This is a genomic window from Thiospirillum jenense, assembly GCF_014145225.1.
GTDB classification, from domain to species: Bacteria; Pseudomonadota; Gammaproteobacteria; order Chromatiales; family Chromatiaceae; genus Thiospirillum; species Thiospirillum jenense.
The window spans coordinates 38,288-55,541 of sequence record NZ_JABVCQ010000006.1 but is presented as its reverse complement, the minus strand read 5'-3'; the positions used below and the strand labels follow the sequence as shown (position 1 = coordinate 55,541).

Annotated in this window: 17 protein-coding genes and 1 CRISPR repeat array; of the genes, 9 read left to right on the top strand and 8 right to left on the bottom strand. The window is 51.7% G+C overall.

The window, feature by feature from the left end:
• The first annotated feature begins 6 nt into the window (after positions 1-6).
• From tilS to HUK38_RS03765, 3 genes are read left to right on the top strand one after another with little or no spacing between them, the layout of a single operon-like run.
• A complete protein-coding gene (gene tilS / locus HUK38_RS03775; RefSeq protein WP_182582625.1) occupies positions 7-1,347 on the top strand; it encodes a tRNA lysidine(34) synthetase TilS in 1,341 nt (446 codons plus the stop codon).
• A 14-nt stretch (positions 1,348-1,361) separates the two neighbouring features.
• Positions 1,362-1,721 carry a DMT family protein gene (locus HUK38_RS03770; protein WP_182582623.1) on the top strand — a complete coding sequence of 120 codons (360 nt, stop codon included), beginning with the start codon at positions 1,362-1,364 and terminating at the stop codon, positions 1,719-1,721.
• 42 nt (positions 1,722-1,763) lie between these two features.
• The gene (locus tag HUK38_RS03765; RefSeq protein WP_182582621.1) at positions 1,764-2,384 is read left to right on the top strand and encodes an ankyrin repeat domain-containing protein; all 621 of its coding nucleotides are present in this window, start codon (positions 1,764-1,766) and stop codon (positions 2,382-2,384) included.
• A gap of 99 nt (positions 2,385-2,483) precedes the next feature.
• On the opposite strand, the gene ilvB is transcribed toward HUK38_RS03765, so the two are convergent.
• From ilvB to HUK38_RS03745, 4 genes are all read right to left on the bottom strand, one after another.
• Complete coding sequence (gene ilvB / locus HUK38_RS03760; RefSeq protein WP_182582618.1) at positions 2,484-4,226, bottom strand: biosynthetic-type acetolactate synthase large subunit; 1,743 nt, start codon at positions 4,224-4,226, stop codon at positions 2,484-2,486.
• 98 nt (positions 4,227-4,324) lie between these two features.
• On the bottom strand, positions 4,325-4,558 hold the full coding sequence (locus HUK38_RS03755) for a thioredoxin family protein (protein ID WP_182582616.1): 234 nt from the start codon (positions 4,556-4,558) through the stop codon (positions 4,325-4,327).
• 27 nt (positions 4,559-4,585) lie between these two features.
• Positions 4,586-5,626: a permease gene (locus HUK38_RS03750; protein WP_338065353.1), complete on the bottom strand. Its 1,041-nt coding sequence runs from the start codon at positions 5,624-5,626 to the stop codon at positions 4,586-4,588.
• 49 nt (positions 5,627-5,675) lie between these two features.
• Positions 5,676-7,133 carry a Do family serine endopeptidase gene (locus HUK38_RS03745; protein WP_182582612.1) on the bottom strand — a complete coding sequence of 486 codons (1,458 nt, stop codon included), beginning with the start codon at positions 7,131-7,133 and terminating at the stop codon, positions 5,676-5,678.
• A gap of 185 nt (positions 7,134-7,318) precedes the next feature.
• Between HUK38_RS03745 and cysG the strand changes: the two genes are divergently transcribed.
• From cysG to HUK38_RS03730, 3 genes are all read left to right on the top strand, one after another.
• Complete coding sequence (cysG, locus tag HUK38_RS03740) at positions 7,319-8,749, top strand: siroheme synthase CysG (protein ID WP_182582610.1); 1,431 nt, start codon at positions 7,319-7,321, stop codon at positions 8,747-8,749.
• An 11-nt stretch (positions 8,750-8,760) separates the two neighbouring features.
• Positions 8,761-9,594 (top strand): transporter substrate-binding domain-containing protein, encoded by an 834-nt coding sequence (locus tag HUK38_RS03735; protein ID WP_182582608.1) that lies wholly within the window; start codon positions 8,761-8,763, stop codon positions 9,592-9,594.
• Between the two features lie 289 nt (positions 9,595-9,883).
• Positions 9,884-10,404: a CRISPR direct-repeat array (repeat unit 36 nt; unit sequence GTACGAACTGAGACCCGCTTTTAAGGGGATTGAGAC).
• 261 nt (positions 10,405-10,665) lie between these two features.
• Positions 10,666-11,922, top strand: coding sequence for a GGDEF domain-containing protein (locus tag HUK38_RS03730; RefSeq protein ID WP_182582606.1), 1,257 nt, complete (start codon positions 10,666-10,668; stop codon positions 11,920-11,922).
• A 21-nt stretch (positions 11,923-11,943) separates the two neighbouring features.
• Here the strand turns inward: HUK38_RS03730 and HUK38_RS03725 are convergent, their stop codons facing one another.
• Together HUK38_RS03725 and HUK38_RS03720 are read right to left on the bottom strand one after the other, a co-directional pair.
• Positions 11,944-12,831, bottom strand: a complete 888-nt coding sequence (locus HUK38_RS03725) for a class I SAM-dependent methyltransferase (RefSeq protein ID WP_182582604.1) — start codon at positions 12,829-12,831, stop codon at positions 11,944-11,946.
• A gap of 83 nt (positions 12,832-12,914) precedes the next feature.
• The gene (locus HUK38_RS03720) at positions 12,915-13,874 is read right to left on the bottom strand and encodes a lysophospholipid acyltransferase family protein (RefSeq protein WP_182582602.1); all 960 of its coding nucleotides are present in this window, start codon (positions 13,872-13,874) and stop codon (positions 12,915-12,917) included.
• Positions 13,875-14,040: 166 nt separating this feature from the next.
• Here HUK38_RS03720 and HUK38_RS03715 point away from each other — a divergent pair, with 166 nt between their 5' ends.
• The 3 genes from HUK38_RS03715 to HUK38_RS03705 all read left to right on the top strand — a co-directional run bounded on the left by HUK38_RS03715 (position 14,041) and on the right by HUK38_RS03705 (position 15,887).
• A complete protein-coding gene (locus HUK38_RS03715) occupies positions 14,041-14,466 on the top strand; it encodes a rhodanese-like domain-containing protein (protein WP_182582600.1) in 426 nt (141 codons plus the stop codon).
• 105 nt (positions 14,467-14,571) lie between these two features.
• Positions 14,572-15,453: a response regulator gene (locus tag HUK38_RS03710; RefSeq protein ID WP_182582598.1), complete on the top strand. Its 882-nt coding sequence runs from the start codon at positions 14,572-14,574 to the stop codon at positions 15,451-15,453.
• 95 nt (positions 15,454-15,548) lie between these two features.
• On the top strand, positions 15,549-15,887 hold the full coding sequence (locus HUK38_RS03705) for an ArsR/SmtB family transcription factor (RefSeq protein ID WP_182582596.1): 339 nt from the start codon (positions 15,549-15,551) through the stop codon (positions 15,885-15,887).
• A 48-nt stretch (positions 15,888-15,935) separates the two neighbouring features.
• Here HUK38_RS03705 and HUK38_RS03700 read toward each other — a convergent pair whose 3' ends face one another.
• Positions 15,936-16,505 carry an NADH-quinone oxidoreductase subunit B family protein gene (locus tag HUK38_RS03700; protein ID WP_182582594.1) on the bottom strand — a complete coding sequence of 190 codons (570 nt, stop codon included), beginning with the start codon at positions 16,503-16,505 and terminating at the stop codon, positions 15,936-15,938.
• Complete coding sequence (gene hoxU, locus HUK38_RS03695) at positions 16,502-17,230, bottom strand: bidirectional hydrogenase complex protein HoxU (RefSeq protein WP_182582592.1); 729 nt, start codon at positions 17,228-17,230, stop codon at positions 16,502-16,504. The genes HUK38_RS03700 and hoxU overlap by 4 nt, the downstream gene beginning before the upstream one ends.
• Positions 17,231-17,254: the final 24 nt, after the last annotated feature.

Here is a 17,254-nt window from a genome sequence, read left to right as displayed (position 1 = left end):
AAAACGATGCCAAATCCATTTAACCCCGCCCACCTGCTCGCCAATTGGTCAGCACCCGCCGCGCCGCGCCTGTGGATTGCCTACAGCGGCGGGTTGGATTCGCACGTTTTGCTCCACGCCGCCGCGCAAGTGCGATCACACCTGCCGCCGCTGTCCGCCGTTCACATTCATCACGGGCTGCACCCGTCCGCCAGCGCGTGGGCTGCGCATTGCCAACACACCTGCGCGGCGTTGGAAATTCCGCTACACATTCAACAGGTTACGGTGCAACGTGACGGCGGCGTCAGTCCCGAAGCGGCCGCTCGGGTGGCACGCTACGCGGCGTGGGAAACGTTATTGCAGCGCAATGAACAGCTGGCGACCGCGCACCACGCCGACGATCAGGCTGAAACTGTGTTACTGGCACTGCTGCGCGGCAGCGGTGTGGCGGGACTCGCGGCGATGCCCACCATCCGCCCGCTCGCCGCCGGTTATTTGATCCGCCCGCTGCTGAATTGGCCGCGCAGCGCGTTACTTGATTACGCCCAACGCCACCGCCTGCGCTGGATTGACGACCCCAGCAACGCCAATCCCGACTACGACCGCAATTTTCTGCGCCACCGCGTCCTGCCAACGTTGCGCGAACGCTGGCCGAGCGCGGTACAAACCATCAACCGCAGCGCCGCGCACTGTGCAGATCTGACCAGTTGGTTGACCGAACAGAGCGCGAGCGTGTGCGCGAGCATCGCCGGCCGTCGCCCAAATACCTTATCAATCAACGGGTTACAACAACTGCCGCTCGCCACCCGCCGTCACGTTCTGCGCCACTGGCTGACCAATTACGGATTTTTGCCGCCAAATCACGCTTATTTGCAGCGATTGGCGACCGAAATGCTCACGCCGCGCCCCGATGCCAACCCGCTGGTACATTGGACGGGCTGCGAAGTGCGGCGCTACCGTGACGAATTATTTGCCCTGCGACCGCTACCGCCGCGCCCGCCGGCGTCAATTGCGTGGGCGGATGTCAGCCAACCGCTGGTGCTGCCAACTGAATTGGGGGTTTTAATTGCCGCGCCGGCGCTCATCAATTCCGCGCCAATTCAGGTACAATTCGCGGTTTCTTTATTGCCATCATTGCGCTGTTATTTGCCAAATCAACCGCCACGTTCACTCAAATACTTATTTCAAACCGCCGGCATTCCACCCTGGCTGCGGGCTTACATTCCATTGGTGTGCAATCAACACGGGTTAATCAGCGTGGCGGGTGTTAGCTATTGCCACGCTGGCGCGGGAATCATTACTTGGCGCGACCATCCCTGGTCACAATTCGGCTGGTTTGTTGACAATTCTCATTTAACATTTGACTAAACTTGATTAACCTTATGCGTGCAATGTGGCTCACGATTATTCTGTTATCATTCAGCAATATCTTTATGACGTTCGCGTGGTATTCGCACCTCAAAGAACTCAGTCATAAACCATGGATCATTGCCGCGCTCATTAGCTGGGGCATTGCGTTATTTGAATACCTATTGCAGGTACCGGCCAACCGCATTGGTTATACCGTCTTCTCAGTTGCACAATTAAAAATTATGCAAGAGGCGATTACGTTAACCATCTTCGTTCCATTCGCGCTGTTTTATTTACGCGAGCCATTAAAACTGGATTATTTATGGGCGGCGCTGTGTATTATTGGCGCGGTGTATTTTATGTTTCGCAGCCATTGGACAGCGGCGGCGTGATCTAACATGCCATTATTTTCAACTCATCGTTATTATTAACCCATGACTAACACAAATCAAAACGACTGTTTCTTATTACCCAACACCGCCACACTCAAGCGCACCTGCCGTCGCTGCTTAATCATTGCTGCCTTGAGTTGTGCACCACTCTTATTAACCAATTGTGGCGGTCAAGACCCGGCAACACAGGGTGAATCATTATTAGCAGTGGCCGAACAGGGCGACGTATCGGCATTAACGGCGCTATTAAAACAATCCGCCCCGCCCGATTATCGCAATAGCTGTCAATGGACACCGTTAATGAAAGCGGCATTGAACGGGCATCGAGCGGTAATTGAAGAATTACTCGCCGCCGGCGCGGCAGTGGATGCAGTGGATATAGGTAATTACACCGCGTTATTATTAGCGGCATCCAATGACCACGCCGATTGTGTGGCGTTATTACTCGATCACGGCGCGATGATTAATCACCAAGAAACCACCGAAGGTTTCACCGCGTTAATTTGGGCAGCGAAATTGGGGCATTTAAAAACGGTGGAAATCTTATTAAAACGTGGCGCAGATGTGACCCTGCCAGATCAAAAAGGCCGCACAGCATTGGATTGGGCGCGGGAACAAAAACATGCGGCAGTTGAAGCGGCGTTAATAGCGGCGGGGAAATAATGCCAATTGAAAAGCGTGGGGATTTAATTAAATAGATAGCATTGTTCGTCCCCACGCTCACAGATGGGAACGATCATTCCTGCGTAATGCTTGATTAAATCAAGATTCAATCATCGCATCCAACCGTTTGCCGGGTGGCACCATTGGCAAAACATTTTCAGCTTTATCAATCCAAACATCCACCAACACCGGCCCTTCAGCCGCCATTGCATCATTCAGCGTTTCACGCAACGCATCCGTGCCACGCACCCGCAACGTTTTTAAGCGCGGATAGACTTGACTTAATGCAATTAAATTGGGCAATTGCCGCCGGCAAGTTTGATCTATATTCGTACAATCGCGGTCACAATCATGCTGCCGCGCTAAACAGGTTTCATAATGATGGCCATCATCCATCATATCTTCCCATTGCCGCACCATGCCTAAAAAACTATTATTCAAGACGAACATTTTAATTGGCAAACGATTCGCCACAATGGTCGCCAATTCTTGAATATTCATTTGAAAACTGCCGTCGCCATCAATTAACACCACCGGATGAGTTGGATCACCAAACCACGCGCCAATTGCCGCCGGTAAGCCAAATCCCATTGTCCCCAATCCACCTGAACTCACCCATTGGCGCGGGCGTTGGAATTGATAATACTGCGCCGCCCACATTTGATGTTGACCAACACCAGTCACCACCGTCGCCATGCCATTGGTTAATTCAGACAGGATTTCAATGACCGTTTGCGGTTTAATATAATCGCCCATTGCATAGGGCAATGGCATTTGCGTTCGCCATGCCGCAATTTGCGTCATCCATTCAGGATGATGCGCGGTGCGTTGACTGGTAATAGCATAAGACAGGAATTGATCCACCGTCGCCACCATTGCCAAATCGGTTTTAATGGTTTTATCAATTTCCGACGGGTCTATATCCACATGCGCAATGCGTTTGCCCGCTGCGAAATCACGCACCGCCACGCGATCATCAAAGCGCCCGCCGAGCGTTAAAATAAAATCAGCATCGCGCAACGCATAATTTGCAGGAATAGTGCCGTGCATTCCGGGCATTCCTAAATTATGTGGCATGTCAAATGGAATGGTGCCGAGTCCATTAAACGTAGTGGTCACGGGCGTATCAAAACGAGTGACGACTTGCTGTAATAAAGACGCCGCGTTGGCATGAATAATCCCGCCGCCCGCTTTAATGACCGGGCGCTTCGCCGCCGCTAATGCAATTAAAATCGCGTCAGCCCGCGCCGTGTCAAATGGCATTAAATCCTGATGCCGAGTGCGCGGTTTATGAATGGTGGTTAATTGCGTTAATTGCACATCTTTACAAATATCAATCACCACCGGTCCGGGGCGACCGGTGCCGGCTAATACAAATGCTTCGCGCACGATCCATTCCAAATCGGCGACATCTTTCACCAAATAATTATGTTTAGAAACGGGGCGCGTAATGCCGACCGTATCCACTTCTTGAAAAGCATCCGTGCCTATTGCCAGGCTGGATACTTGACCGGTAATGAATACCGTTGGTAGCGAATCTTTATAGGCATCGGCAATTGGGGTAATTAAATTAGTTGACCCCGGCCCTGAGGTGGCTAATGCAACGCCGACGCGGCCGCTGGTGCGCGCATAGCCTTCAGCCGCGTGACCGGCGCCACCTTCTTGGCGAAATAAAATGAATTGCGGTACCTTAACGCCGCGCCGCATTCGTTTATTTAATTCAACGTGTAATGGAATGACAGCGCCGCCGGTGTGACCGAAAATGTATTCGACGCCGAGGTCAATTAACACATCAAATAAAATGGCAGCGCCAGTACGCGGCGATGAGGGAGTTTCAGTCATTATCAGTTACCTCGGCAACGACAAGGTCGTCATACAGCAGTTAATCAATCAAGGGTTAATATAGAGGGCGATGGGCGGCGAGATGAATATCAAAATCATTAAGTCAACCAATTCGTTATCTGAGCGCGGGATGGCACACCGCCGGCATGAACCACTTGCCCATCAATCACCACGCCGGGTGTAGATAATATCTGATAAGCCATGATTTTTTGCATGTCTGTAATCTTTTCTAATTGAATCTCAACCTGCTGTTCCCGCGCCACAGTTTCAATTAACTGTGCCGTATTTTTGCAATTCGCACAGCCCGAACCCAATACTTTAATTTCTTTCATAATTGATTCACCTCAACATTGACAGCGTCACAACAACGCATTAAAAATATACCCAATGGCAATGATGCCACACCCGACAATGGCAATAAATGTAATAATTAACGGCGGCTTGAGTACCTTGCGTAAAATTAACATTTCGGGCAGTGATAATGCAATGACACTCATCATAAATGCTAAGACACTGCCTAATGCAGCGCCCTTGGCTAATAACGCTTGGACAATTGGAATCACGCCTGCCGCATTGGTGTACATTGGAATGCCAATTAACACCGCTACTGGCACTGCCCACCAAATCTCTTCACCTAAAAAAGATGCCATTAAATCGGCAGGAACGTAGCCATGAATGAGTGCGCCGAGCAGAATACCAATCACGACATAACGCCATACTTTACCGACAATATCATTCACCGCTTTCGCGCCCATCTGCAAACGGTGAATAAATGGAACGCGAGTTGTTTCAATTGAAACGGTGATCGTTTGCATGGCGCGTACCCAGTCTTCTAAATAGCGCTCCATGTGGAGGCGGCCAATTAACCAGCCGGCAACAATGGCTAAGGTTAATCCCAATGTGAGATAGAGTGCCGCAACTTGCCAACCGAATAATCCAAATAACAATACCAATGCAATCTCATTGACCATTGGGGCGGCAATTAAAAAACTGAAGGTGACGCCTAATGGGACGCCGGCTTGTAAAAAGCCAATAAATAATGGAATGGCCGAGCAGGAACAAAACGGAGTGACAACGCCCAATCCGGCGGCCATGCCATTAGCGATTATATTCATGCGGCCGGCGAGTAAAGCGCGGGTGCGCTCAGGTGTGAAATACGAATTGACAATGCCCATGATAAAGACAACGCCAGTTAATAATAATAAAACTTTGGGCGTTTCATAACAGAAAAATTGCACGGCACCGCCGAAATGACTGGCGCGGTTGATTGGCAATAGTGCGACAAGCCATTCGGAGAGCGGCGTTAAAGTTTGGTATAAACCTAACCAAATCAGAATACCAAAACCTAATGCTGTTTTAGGAAATCTGAATACGATGGCGTGAGATTGGTTGATGGACACTGCGGCTGTCATCCGAAGCAATTTATAATAGGTAATTGATTAATTTGCATTACTCTGTCGGCACCGCCGCTGGCATTCGCACTGGATAAAATAAGCGCCCATCGCCGCGTTGAACTAATACGGCAACAGCCCGTCCCGCCTTTGTTTTTGCATTAGTCAACAGTTGTTGCCAGTGCGCGACATTATCAATTGGCAATTGGTCAAAGGTTAATAGCACATCACCCACACGAATACCGGCCGTTTCAGCAGCCCCTGTGCTAACCACATCTACTAATATGCCGCCGACTTTAATATCCAATTGCGCCCGTTGTTCTGCATTCAAATCGCGCACAGCTAATCCCAGCAGATCTAATACCGGGGGGATGGTATCTTCTTCATCACCAATGAGTTCACTACTCTCATCGGGTAATTCAGACAAAACCAGCGTTAATGGCAAAACCTTCCCGATTCTTAATACTTCGATCTGTGCTTGACTACCCACTGGGGTTTGCCCAACTAATGGCGGCAGGGCGCTGGACATATCCACTGGTTTGCGATTAAAACTGAGAATAATGTCGCCGACTTGAATACCCGCTTGCATGGCGGGGCTGTCGGGTAAGACTTGCGTGACTAATGCACCGCGGGGTTGTGGCATTGAAAACGTTTCGGCTAATTCGCGGGTGACATCTTGAATTAACACGCCTAGCCAGCCACGACTGACGCGCCCTCGGGTGCTTAATTGATGGACGACATCCATGACAACTTCAATTGGAATGGCGAATGACACGCCCATAAATCCGCCGGTGCGACTATAGATTTGTGAATTAACCCCGACCACCTTACCCGCTAAATTGAATAATGGGCCGCCGGAATTGCCGGGGTTAATTGCCACGTCAGTTTGAATAAAAGGAACGTAATTTTCATTCGGTAAACTGCGCCCTTTGGCACTGACAATGCCGGCAGTAGCCGAATGATCGAAACCGAATGGTGAGCCAATGGCTAAGACCCATTCACCGACTTGTAAATCAGCGGCAACGCCAATCGCAGCAGTGGGTAAATCTTGACCGTCCACCTTTAATAACGCGATGTCGCTGCGTTCATCTACGCCAATTAATTGGGCAATGAACTCGCGCCGGTCACTGGTGCGCACAATGATTTCCGTGGCCGCTTCAACGACATGCGCGTTGGTGACGACGTACCCGTCAGCCGAAATAAAAAATCCCGAGCCGAGTGAGCGCCCCTGATCGTTGGGGTCGAGTGGTTCGCCGTCGTCACCAAAAAAGCGCTGGAAAAAATCATACAGCGGGCTATCTTCGGGTAGGCTGTTGCCACTGTTGGGTTCGGGCGCTTGCGTGTCAGGCAATTGTTTGCTGCTGATGTTGACCACCACGGGGCCGTTGCGTTTTACCAACAGCGTGAAGTCCGGCAGCCCCGGCACTGGCGACACGGGGCGCGCAGCGAGGGTGCTGGTGAAATTGAAACTGCATATCACCCATAAAAGTGACCAAATCACGCGCCGACTGCCCATCTTTGTGTCCTAAATTCAGTCTAATTGAATAGTTAAATCGTAAAAATTAACGACGCCAGTCTGCACAGTATAATCCGGTGGTGACGATTCACGGCGGTTACATCCCGGCGAAAGTGCCGCGTTGCCGCCGGCTACTGTTGCACAAGTCACCCACTTTAACGCATTTGTGATTAAAAAACAACAATATGGATTATTTACCGATCTTTCTCGATGTCAAACAGCAGCCGTGCCTCGTGGTCGGTGGCGGCGCGGTGGCACTGCGCAAATTGACGCTGTTATTAAATGCCGGCGCGGCGGTGCGACTGATTGCGCCACAGGTCACGCCCGAGTTGCGGCCGTTGATTGACAGCGGCGCCGTGACGCACCGCCCGCGTTATTTTGAAACCCGCGATCTGGACGACGTGCGATTGGTCATCGCCGCCACTGATGCGCCAGCCACCAATGCCGACATCGCCACGTTGGCGCGGGCGCGTGGTATTCCGGTCAATGTGGCCGATCAACCACAACTCTGCTCATTTATCATGCCGTCGGTGATTGACCGCTCGCCAGTCGTGGTCGCCGTGTCCACCGGCGCGGCTTCACCCGTGTTGGCACGCATGATCCGTGCGCGGCTCGAATCACTGGTACCGAGCAGTTACGGGCGGTTAGCCGAATTGTGCGCCCGCTACCGTGATCGCGTGAAACAACGGTTTGACCAGCAGCGCGAGCGGCGGCGATTTTGGGATCGCGTGTTGCAAGGCGGCGTGGCCGAGCGGGTATTTTCTGGACAAATGGAACAGGCAAATGCCGCGATAGAGCGCGAGTTGGCCAATCCCGATCTGAACTTGCAACTGGGCGAGGTGTATCTGGTCGGCGCGGGGCCGGGTGATCCAGATTTATTGACTTTCCGGGCGCTGCGCCTGATGCAGCAAGCGGATGTCGTGGTGTATGACCGACTGGTGGCGAAATCCATTTTGGCACTCGTCCGCCGTGACGCCCGCCACATTTACGTCGGCAAAGAGCGCAACGCCCACACCATGCGGCAAGAGGAAATCAACGCGCTGCTGATCCAATTAGCCCGCGACGGCTTGCGGGTGCTGCGCCTCAAGGGCGGCGATCCGTTCATTTTCGGCCGCGGCGGTGAGGAAATTGACACGCTCGCAGCGGAGGGCATTCCATTCCAAGTGGTGCCGGGCATCACCGCCGCCTCGGGTTGCGCCTGCTACAGCGGCATCCCGTTGACGCACCGCGATTACGCCCAATCCGTCACCTTTGTCACCGGGCATTTGAAAGATCAGACGATTGATCTCAACTGGCCGCAACTGGCGCAGCCCAATCAAACCGTCGTGTTTTACATGGGATTGGTGGGATTGCGCACCATTATTCAGCAACTGCTGGCGCATGGCGTGTCACCGCAGATGCCGATAGCGCTGGTGCAGCAAGGCACGACGCACATGCAGCGCGTGTACATTGGTACATTAGCCGACATCGAGGCGCAGATTCAACACGACCCGCCGCAGCCGCCGACCTTGATTATCGTCGGCGAAGTGGTGCGTTTACACGACAAATTGGCGTGGTTCACACCCACTGCCGATCCCGAGCGCGGCGCCACCACGCCCGTGCTGCTTGACCGTTAATTAGCGTCACCGTGCCGCAGCGCGTGGTCATTTGGCGACATCCTGACCGCAGCTGGCAACGCGGCGTGGCATTTATCATGCTGGCGCTGTGGCTCGGAGTCACCGCTGTTGTTCACGCGCAACAGGTAGCCGCCACGCCACCCAGCGCCGTCAAAACTACCCTGCGCGTCGGTGTCAGCCTCACGCCCGCCAGCGGCGTGGTCAGTGAAGCGGGGATTTTGCGCGGGTTAGAAATTGATTTAGCCCAAGCACTGAGCGGCGCGCTTGGCATGGAATTGGTGCTGTCGGTGTTGCCCGAGCGCGACCGCGTCGAGGCACTCCGGGGCGGGCGCGTTGATACACTGTTAAGCACCCGTCCGCTGGCGGAATTGCACGCGCTGCGGCTGGCGGCTAGTCAACCCGTGTTGGAAAGCGGGCAAATGGCGGTGGTGCGGCGTGAACAAACCGCGCACTTTACCCGCCCGCTCGACGTATTTATCACGCGCACGCGGGTTGGATTTGTGCGCGATGCCGATGCGGCGCGGGTGGTGCATCAACAATTCCCCAATGCGCAGCGTATTCCATTTGCTGTATTAAAAGAGGCCATTGCGGCGCTGCGTGATGCGCAAATAGACGTGTTAATTGTGGATGCGCCGACGGCGTGGCGAATAACCGCTGATCCGAATGAACAGCAATTGATTGGCGTGATGGAATTATTAGCCACTGAACAATTAGTTTGGGTGGTGCGCGAAACGGATGAGGCGTTATTAGTCGGGATTGATGCGGTGATTAAACAGTGGTCAACCGATGGGACGTTGCGGCGGTTAATTGCGCGGTGGTTGCCGGCGCAGGTGCAGGTGCAATAAAAAAGGGCGAGTGGTGGTGCGCGACGTGACAAATTGTGTGATCTGTGTCACACTTGATAGCGTCGCGCAGATCAATAACGATGCGTCTGCGGCGGCAATGAAGCTAAGTTTTTCGACTTTTGCGATTTGGCAGTTTGTAACACGCAACCGCGTTTGTAAGTGCTTGATTTGTAAAGGGTCGGATAGTGTCCAAAAGTGTTACTGTAGGCTAACTTTTTTCCGTGATCTTATACGCACAAAAACTGCTTCGTAACGCTCTGATTTGTCAGGAGAAAAAAATCACGCCGCTGTACGAACTGAGACCCGCTTTTAAGGGGATTGAGACGGGTAGAGTGTCTAATTCATGGGCTACTGCTATAGGGTACGAACTGAGACCCGCTTTTAAGGGGATTGAGACTTCCGAATCGGCAGGTACTCCCGATCATTAAGTACGAACTGAGACCCGCTTTTAAGGGGATTGAGACCCTTCAAACCAATCTTTAACGTATACATTTATAGGTACGAACTGAGACCCGCTTTTAAGGGGATTGAGACCCTTCAACCACCAACGCGGTGGCTTTACGTTCTGGTACGAACTGAGCCCCGCTTTTAAGGGGATTGAGACTGTATATTATTTTAAATCCTTTTTATTTGGTACGAACTGAGACCCGCTTTTAAGGGGATTGAGACTTCACAAACACGATCGCACGTTTTGTTGTTTTCACAGTACGAACTGAGACCCGCTTTTAAGGGGATTGAGACACCGACTGCTAGTGTTAATCCATCTGTTGATAAGTACGAACTGAGACCCGCTTTTTAGGGGATAATAAAAACCCGCCGAATTAGGCGGGTTTTTTGTGTGAATAAAAACTGATTGCGGTAATCACCCGCCGCGGTTTTTATTGAGAATTGAGCGTCATAACCATCATGCACTGGCGGGCAATTGATTATTCCCACACTCCAGCGTAAGAACCCCAAGCGATTGCGCTGATTTTAACAATCCTATTATGTAGAACTATAAAGTATTGGTAGGACTAGCGCAGATCATACCCAATTCAAATCCCACGCCGCTTGATGCAAGGTGATTGCCCGATGGATATAAAAACACTGGTGATTGTCGGCATCGTCATGGCACTGGCGGGCGCTTTAAGCATGGCAACGCTTTTTCTAACTCGTCGTGTTTATCTCGGATTCGGGTATTGGACATTTGGCACCCTATGTCGAATGCTGGGTTCACTATTATTTCTATTCCGCGACCAATTATCACCCTGGCTCACTATCATCTTCGCCAATACCCTATTGTTCGCAGACATCGTATTGATTGGACACGGACTACGCATATTTCGCAACCAGCAACGCCCAGCACATTCCGGGATAGAAATCGCCGCACTGCTATCATTTATTGCGCTATTTGCGTGGTTCACCGTCATGGTGCCGGATACCAGAATGCGCATTTTAGTGTGGTGTATTTATGCCGGCGCATTCATGTCATGGACGGTATTTATTTTATTCACGCGCCGCCCGGCATGGTTTGGATCAGGCGATCAATTTCTGGCGCTGGCATTGAGTTTTTTAGTTTTCGCAACCTTGATTCGCGCTGGCTATACCGGATTTTATGAAAAGTCGCAGTTCGATTTTATGACTGCCTCCGGTCAAGCCGTGTTTATTTTAATTAACATTGGAACAACACTATTGATCGTTTTAGGGCAGATCATTATGAATGCGCAGCGCATTGAACACGACTATTGTTTGGTGCAAAAAGCATTAGAACAGGACATTGCCAAGCGTCAATATTTGGAAATGCAATTGCGGGAAGATGCCATCCGCGACCCATTGACAGGGTTATTTAATCGCCGTTATCTGAATGAAAGTTTGCAGCGAGAATTCACCCGCTGCCGACACAACGGCGGATCACTGATTGTCGCCATGCTGGATTTAGATCATTTCAAACATTTCAACGATCACTACGGTCACGAGGCGGGCGATGCCGTACTACGCGCAGTCGGCCACCTTTTGCAGCATTCGCTGCGCCGCGAAGACATCGTGTGTCGCTACGGCGGCGAAGAAATCACCATCATTTTGTCAGAAACCACGCTGGCGGTTGCCGCCGCCCGATTGGATGCCGTGCGCCAAGCCCTGACTGCGCTGTGCATCCGCCATCAGGATCAGGAATTGCCACCCATTAGCGCCTCCATCGGGATGGCGGTCGCAGAACCGATTGATTTAACGCCCGACACGGTGCTGGCGCGTGCCGACGCGGCGCTCTATCTTGCCAAACAACATGGACGCAATCGGATTGAGGTCAACACGACGGCGGCAAACCCGCCAAAACTGCGTTTATTCACTTGATTAAACAGGATTATTTGCTGGCTACTTTTTCTTCGCCACAATAATCGCCTGCGGACAAATCGCCTCATCATCAATAAAAGTGATGATGTCATACCACGCCCGCCAATGGCGTTGGACATATCCCGGCGCCACCACCGCCTCGCCATAAAAGGACGCCTCGCGTGGGCCGCCGCCACCGGTAGCCGAGTACAAAAATTCGCCGTTGTCATACTGTTGCTTGGCCAACTCAACATCCAGAAACGACTGCGACAAATAAAGATGCCACAACGAGTCCAAATCTTGTTGATGGCGCAACGATTCACAGAAATCCAAAAATCCCCGCCGTTGAGTGGTCACGATCACCATCCCGCCCGGTTGCAACAGCCGCGCAAATTCCTCAACCCACGCCAAATGCGCCGCTTCGGACAGATGCGAAAACACCGAATACGCATAAATCAGATCGAAAGACTGCGCGGGTAAATCACACGGCGGCAACGGCGGCACCACTTGAAACTGCGCCCCCGGCAACAGCGCCTGAGACAGTTTCACAAAATCCGCGTCAACATCAACGCCAACCAGCCGTTCGGGCGGCACATCTTTCAACAACAATCGCATGTACCGCCCCCAACCACTACCAAAATCCAGCACCGTACTATCCGCAAGCGCCCGCGCCCCGTGTTGCTGGTAATAATGCTTGATTTGCTGCCAAAACCGCGCCGCCTCACGCAACGGCTGCTCACCAGCGGTCCCCACCATCCCGATTTGCAGCGCATCATCTGGAAAATACGGCATCTGCACGCCCTGCTGCACCGGCGCTTGAATGCTGGCAATCAACAATTCTAGCCACGCCGCGTCGTCAAATTGCCGCCCCAATTGATGACACTGTTCTGCCACAGACGCGGCCGCGGGTTGGAAATCGGGAGTAGTCAAGACATAATCCTCATTGGTGTTAATAGACGTGGATAGAATACTAAACCCCCGCGTTTCATTGCAACATCAGATTACACTCATCATCACCGCCATTCCCGCAAGCGTTGTTTAGCAATTGATAACGCCGCTTGATTCGTATTCGCACCGGAATAGAGTTTTGCCCAACCCGCCGGGCGTTCTCGAAACCGCCGATAATTCCACAAATACTGTTCTGGGCAATGGCGAATGCAGTTTTCAATTCCCTGATTTAATGCCGCCGCCGCGACCTGATCGTCCGCGTGATTAATAGCCGACGGCGCCGCTAAACAGTGAATCCGATACCCCGCCGCGCTATTTAATCGTTCCGCAAATAAAAAAATCACCGTCGCCCCCGTGCGTTGCGCGAGGCGTTGCACTAATAACATCGTGTACGCCGGCACATTAAAAAACGGTGCAAATACCGCGCCCTTATCGGTACGCGGCGCTTGATCGGGCAAAATCCCAACCGCCTCACCCTGCGCTAACGCCTTGACTAATAAACGAATACCGGTCGCGCTAATTGGTGCTAAAGTTGCCCCGGTACGATGGCGAGCGCGGCGAATCATGGCATCAAACTGCTGTTGCGGTTTATAAAAAATCGTGGTCGGGCGTTGCGCGGCTAGATATAAACCCGCTAATTCCCACGCGCCTAAATGCGGGGATAACACAATTAACCCGTGCGGCGAATTGGTGTGTAATAATTCACCACCGCGCACCTCGTGAATGAGATTGAATACCTCAGCCACCGGCCGCTGCCATAAATACGCAATTTCAAAATAGGTTTTACCCAATTCAATTAAACTGCGGCGGCGCAATTGCACGACTTGGCGGTCGGATAATTCGGGAAAACACAGCGCAAGGTTAATTAACGTATTGCGGCGCTGGCGATTCGGCAGCCAATGAATGAGCAACCCAATCACCGTGCCACATTGGTGTAAAACAGCTAATGGCAGCCGCGCTAAAATACGCAATAGGTGGTGAATAAACTCGTCTTGCCATTGAATAAAACGCTGATTGAAAGACATTTTCAAATCCGGTGGGTATAAAAAGGAATTGCGTGACTGAACGCAGCAACACTTGATTTTAGCGGTTAAACCAGTAAAAATAAACTCGCTCGATTGTTCATTGTTGATAAAAAAAATAACACGGCCATTTTAGGCGCGACCACTATCACGCAAAGGGGACACTCACATGAATCAATTGCCACAGCCATTAACACCGCATCAGGCGTATCAAATGTTGGGCGAACATCCGCAAGCGGTGTTAATTGATATTCGTTCGACAATGGAATATCTATTTGTTGGGCATCCGTGTGGCTGTGTGCATATTCCCTGGATTGATGAACCTGATTGGGTAGTCAATCCCGAGTTCGTGACTCTGGTGCGCAAAGTTTTACTCGGCGGGGCGCAATGTGCATTAGACACGAATTGCGCACCGGTGATTCTTATTTGCCGTAGCGGCAAGCGTTCATTAGCGGCCGGCACCGCATTATTAAATGAAGGTTTTACGCAAGTCTTTCACGTTAGCGAAGGGTTTGAAGGCGAATTAGATAGCGAACATCATCGCAGCACCAGTGGTGGCTGGCGGTATCATGGCTTGCCCTGGGAGCAATGTTAATTGTTTGTTATTCACGCGCTGCACACGGGTGCGTGAATTCTAGTCGTTGCCAAGTGTGACGAACGTCATTTACGCTTTTTTGATTGCAATCAATTCAATAACACCATGACTCAAGCGGCTGATTACAAGGTGTTGATCGTTGACGATCATACGCATAATCTGTACACCTTGCGCACGTTAATTGAAAAACATTTGGGCGCGCAAGTGCTTGAAGCGACCTCGGGGCGTGATGCAATTGACATCACGCTCGAAGTGTATGATATTGATTTGATTATTCTCGATGTGCAAATGCCGGAGATGGACGGCTTTCAAACCGCGTCATTATTAAAACGCCGCAAGCGCACCCGCGATATTCCCATTATTTTTCTCACGGCGGCGTTTAAATCAGAGGAGTTTCAACAGCGTGGCTATGCCGTTGGCGCGGTGGATTATTTATTAAAACCGCTCGATGATGAGTTACTCATCAATAAAATCAGCACCTATTTTCGGTTAATTGAAAAAGAGCGGTCATTAAATCGCGTCTTAGAACGCAAGGTGGCCGAGCGCACCGCTGAATTAGAACAGGCACGGCAGTATTTAGAAAATATTGTGACTTACATGGGCGAGGCGTTATTGGTGTTAACGCCGCAGGGGGCAATTAAATTGGCGAATCCCGCCGCTTATCGAATGCTCGGGTATGCCGCAAATGATTTAATTGGTATGGCGATTGGTGATGTGTTTGAAGAGGAGGGCGATGCTGAGGCGGGCGCCTTTATGGGCATTTGGTTGGAAGCATTGATTCGCACTGGTGCATTAGAAAAAATTGAGGCACGTTTTATTGCACAAAATGGCCGGCGGGTGCCGATTTTATTTTCGCGGACGGCGGTCACTGATGCGGCTGGTCACATTACCGATATTATTTGTATTGCGAAAGATATGAGCGGTTATGTGCGGGTGGCGGATGATAATGAAAATGTGATTGGTGTACCACCATTAGACTTGATTTAATGCAATACTATGCCTGCGTACAATTCAATAAAATGACGGCGACCAATTTCAATGATTCAGTAATGACCACAATTAAGTAGGACGGAGCAGTAATAATGGCAGAAGTGACCTCTTTTGAAGATGCGGTGGACCCGAATACCGTATTAACGGCGAATGCACTGAAAGCAATGGCGCATCCGTTGCGCTGGAAAATCCTGTGTTCACTCGGTGATCGGGAATTGTCGGTGAGTGAAATTGTCGAGCGCACCGGCACCTCGCAAAGCAATATTTCGCAGCATTTAGAACAATTGCGGAATAAAAATATCGTGTTGGCGCGCAAAGAAGCCAATCGCATTTATTACCGCATTCGTAATGGTCAATTGCTGGAACTGATTGGCATCATGCGCGACGTGCTGTGTCCGGCCAATTTGGATGATCGGTATCCGCCTTATTAAAGGTCAATGACGCATGAGACAACCGCCATTCACCAGCGCCCGTTTTCATTACGCACCAAAGCGTGTGACGGCGTTGGGATCGGGGGTTTTGCCGGCTAATAAATCGGCCAAAATTGTATAGATCGCATCCGCTCGCGGTGGGCAGCCGGGAATGAAAATATCCACCGGCACCACGGCATGTAATGGCTGCACATACGTTAATAACGCCGGCACTTCAATGGTGGGAATGACGCCCGGGCGCTGCGTGACGTTTTCATAATACGCCCGTTCAAATACCGCCTTTAATGGAAAAGTATTGCGCATGGCCGGTACATTACCCGTCACCGCGCAATCACCTAAGCTAATTAACACTTTGCAATGTTGGCGAAATAACCGCGCCTGTTGCAAATCGTTTTCATTACTGACCGCGCCTTCTAAAATGCCCAAATCCACCTGCTCCGGCAATTGTTTTGCATCAACTAACGGGCTATAAACCACGTCAATTAACTCCGCCAGCGCCAGCAGCCGTTCATCCAAATCTAAAAAGGACATGTGACAGCCCGAGCAGCCGTCCAGCCACGCGGTGGCGACGGTCAATTTGCGCGGGGTTGCGTCCGTACTCTGTTGCAACGTACTCATCGTGGCTGCCTCCGCCGTGCCAAAATCGGTAAAAAGCGCCGATCCTTCACCATTTCGCCGACTGATGTGCCTTGTTCCACCAGCGCGCCGGTCGGGCAGACTTGGACGCATTTGCCGCAACTGGTGCAGGTACTGCTCTCGCCCCAGGGTTGCGCGAGATCGGTAATCACTTGGCAGTCGCTGCCGCGCCCCTTGACATCCCAAGTGTGCGCCCCTTCGATCTGGTCACACACGCGCACGCAGCGGGTGCAGAGAATGCAGCGGTTGTGGTCAACGCGGAACATTTCGTGCGAACTGTCCACGTCGTACCGCTGGTGACGATACGGCACCGTGACGTGGGTGACGCCGCAAGTCTGCGCCAGCGCTTGCAATTCGCAGTGACCGTTCGACACGCACACCGCGCAGACGTGGTTGCGTTCGGCGAACAGCAATTCGACGATGGTGCGGCGGTAGCGGCGCAGGCGCTCGGTGTTGGTCAGGATGTGCATTCCCTCGGCCACGCGGGTCGAGCAGGCGGCAAACAAGCGCTCCTGTCCGGCCATTTCCACCAAACACAGCCGGCAGCCGCCCCACAACGTCAGCCCGTCTAAATGGCACAGGCTGGGGATGGGGATGCGGTGTTCACGGCAAACTTCGATGATGGTTTCATCTTCACGCGCTGATAAATCCTGACCGTCAATGTTGAGTGTGACGACGCGGACGGCAGGTGAGGTGGCAACGGGCATCGCGTTGTTCTCCTGAAAAACTCA

Bases quoted from the DNA above. Each gene is read 5' to 3' on its own strand.
- tilS (WP_182582625.1), top strand. From the start codon at position 7: ATGCCAAATCCATTTAACCCCGCCCACCTGCTCGCCAATTGGTCAGCA.
- HUK38_RS03770 (WP_182582623.1), top strand. From the start codon at position 1,362: ATGCGTGCAATGTGGCTCACGATTATTCTGTTATCATTCAGCAATATC.
- HUK38_RS03765 (WP_182582621.1), top strand. From the start codon at position 1,764: ATGACTAACACAAATCAAAACGACTGTTTCTTATTACCCAACACCGCC.
- ilvB (WP_182582618.1), bottom strand. From the start codon at position 4,226: ATGACTGAAACTCCCTCATCGCCGCGTACTGGCGCTGCCATTTTATTT.
- HUK38_RS03755 (WP_182582616.1), bottom strand. From the start codon at position 4,558: ATGAAAGAAATTAAAGTATTGGGTTCGGGCTGTGCGAATTGCAAAAAT.
- HUK38_RS03745 (WP_182582612.1), bottom strand. From the start codon at position 7,133: ATGGGCAGTCGGCGCGTGATTTGGTCACTTTTATGGGTGATATGCAGT.
- cysG (WP_182582610.1), top strand. From the start codon at position 7,319: ATGGATTATTTACCGATCTTTCTCGATGTCAAACAGCAGCCGTGCCTC.
- HUK38_RS03730 (WP_182582606.1), top strand. From the start codon at position 10,666: ATGGATATAAAAACACTGGTGATTGTCGGCATCGTCATGGCACTGGCG.
- HUK38_RS03720 (WP_182582602.1), bottom strand. From the start codon at position 13,874: ATGTCTTTCAATCAGCGTTTTATTCAATGGCAAGACGAGTTTATTCAC.
- HUK38_RS03715 (WP_182582600.1), top strand. From the start codon at position 14,041: ATGAATCAATTGCCACAGCCATTAACACCGCATCAGGCGTATCAAATG.
- HUK38_RS03710 (WP_182582598.1), top strand. From the start codon at position 14,572: ATGACTCAAGCGGCTGATTACAAGGTGTTGATCGTTGACGATCATACG.
- HUK38_RS03705 (WP_182582596.1), top strand. From the start codon at position 15,549: ATGGCAGAAGTGACCTCTTTTGAAGATGCGGTGGACCCGAATACCGTA.
- HUK38_RS03700 (WP_182582594.1), bottom strand. From the start codon at position 16,505: ATGAGTACGTTGCAACAGAGTACGGACGCAACCCCGCGCAAATTGACC.
- hoxU (WP_182582592.1), bottom strand. From the start codon at position 17,230: ATGCCCGTTGCCACCTCACCTGCCGTCCGCGTCGTCACACTCAACATT.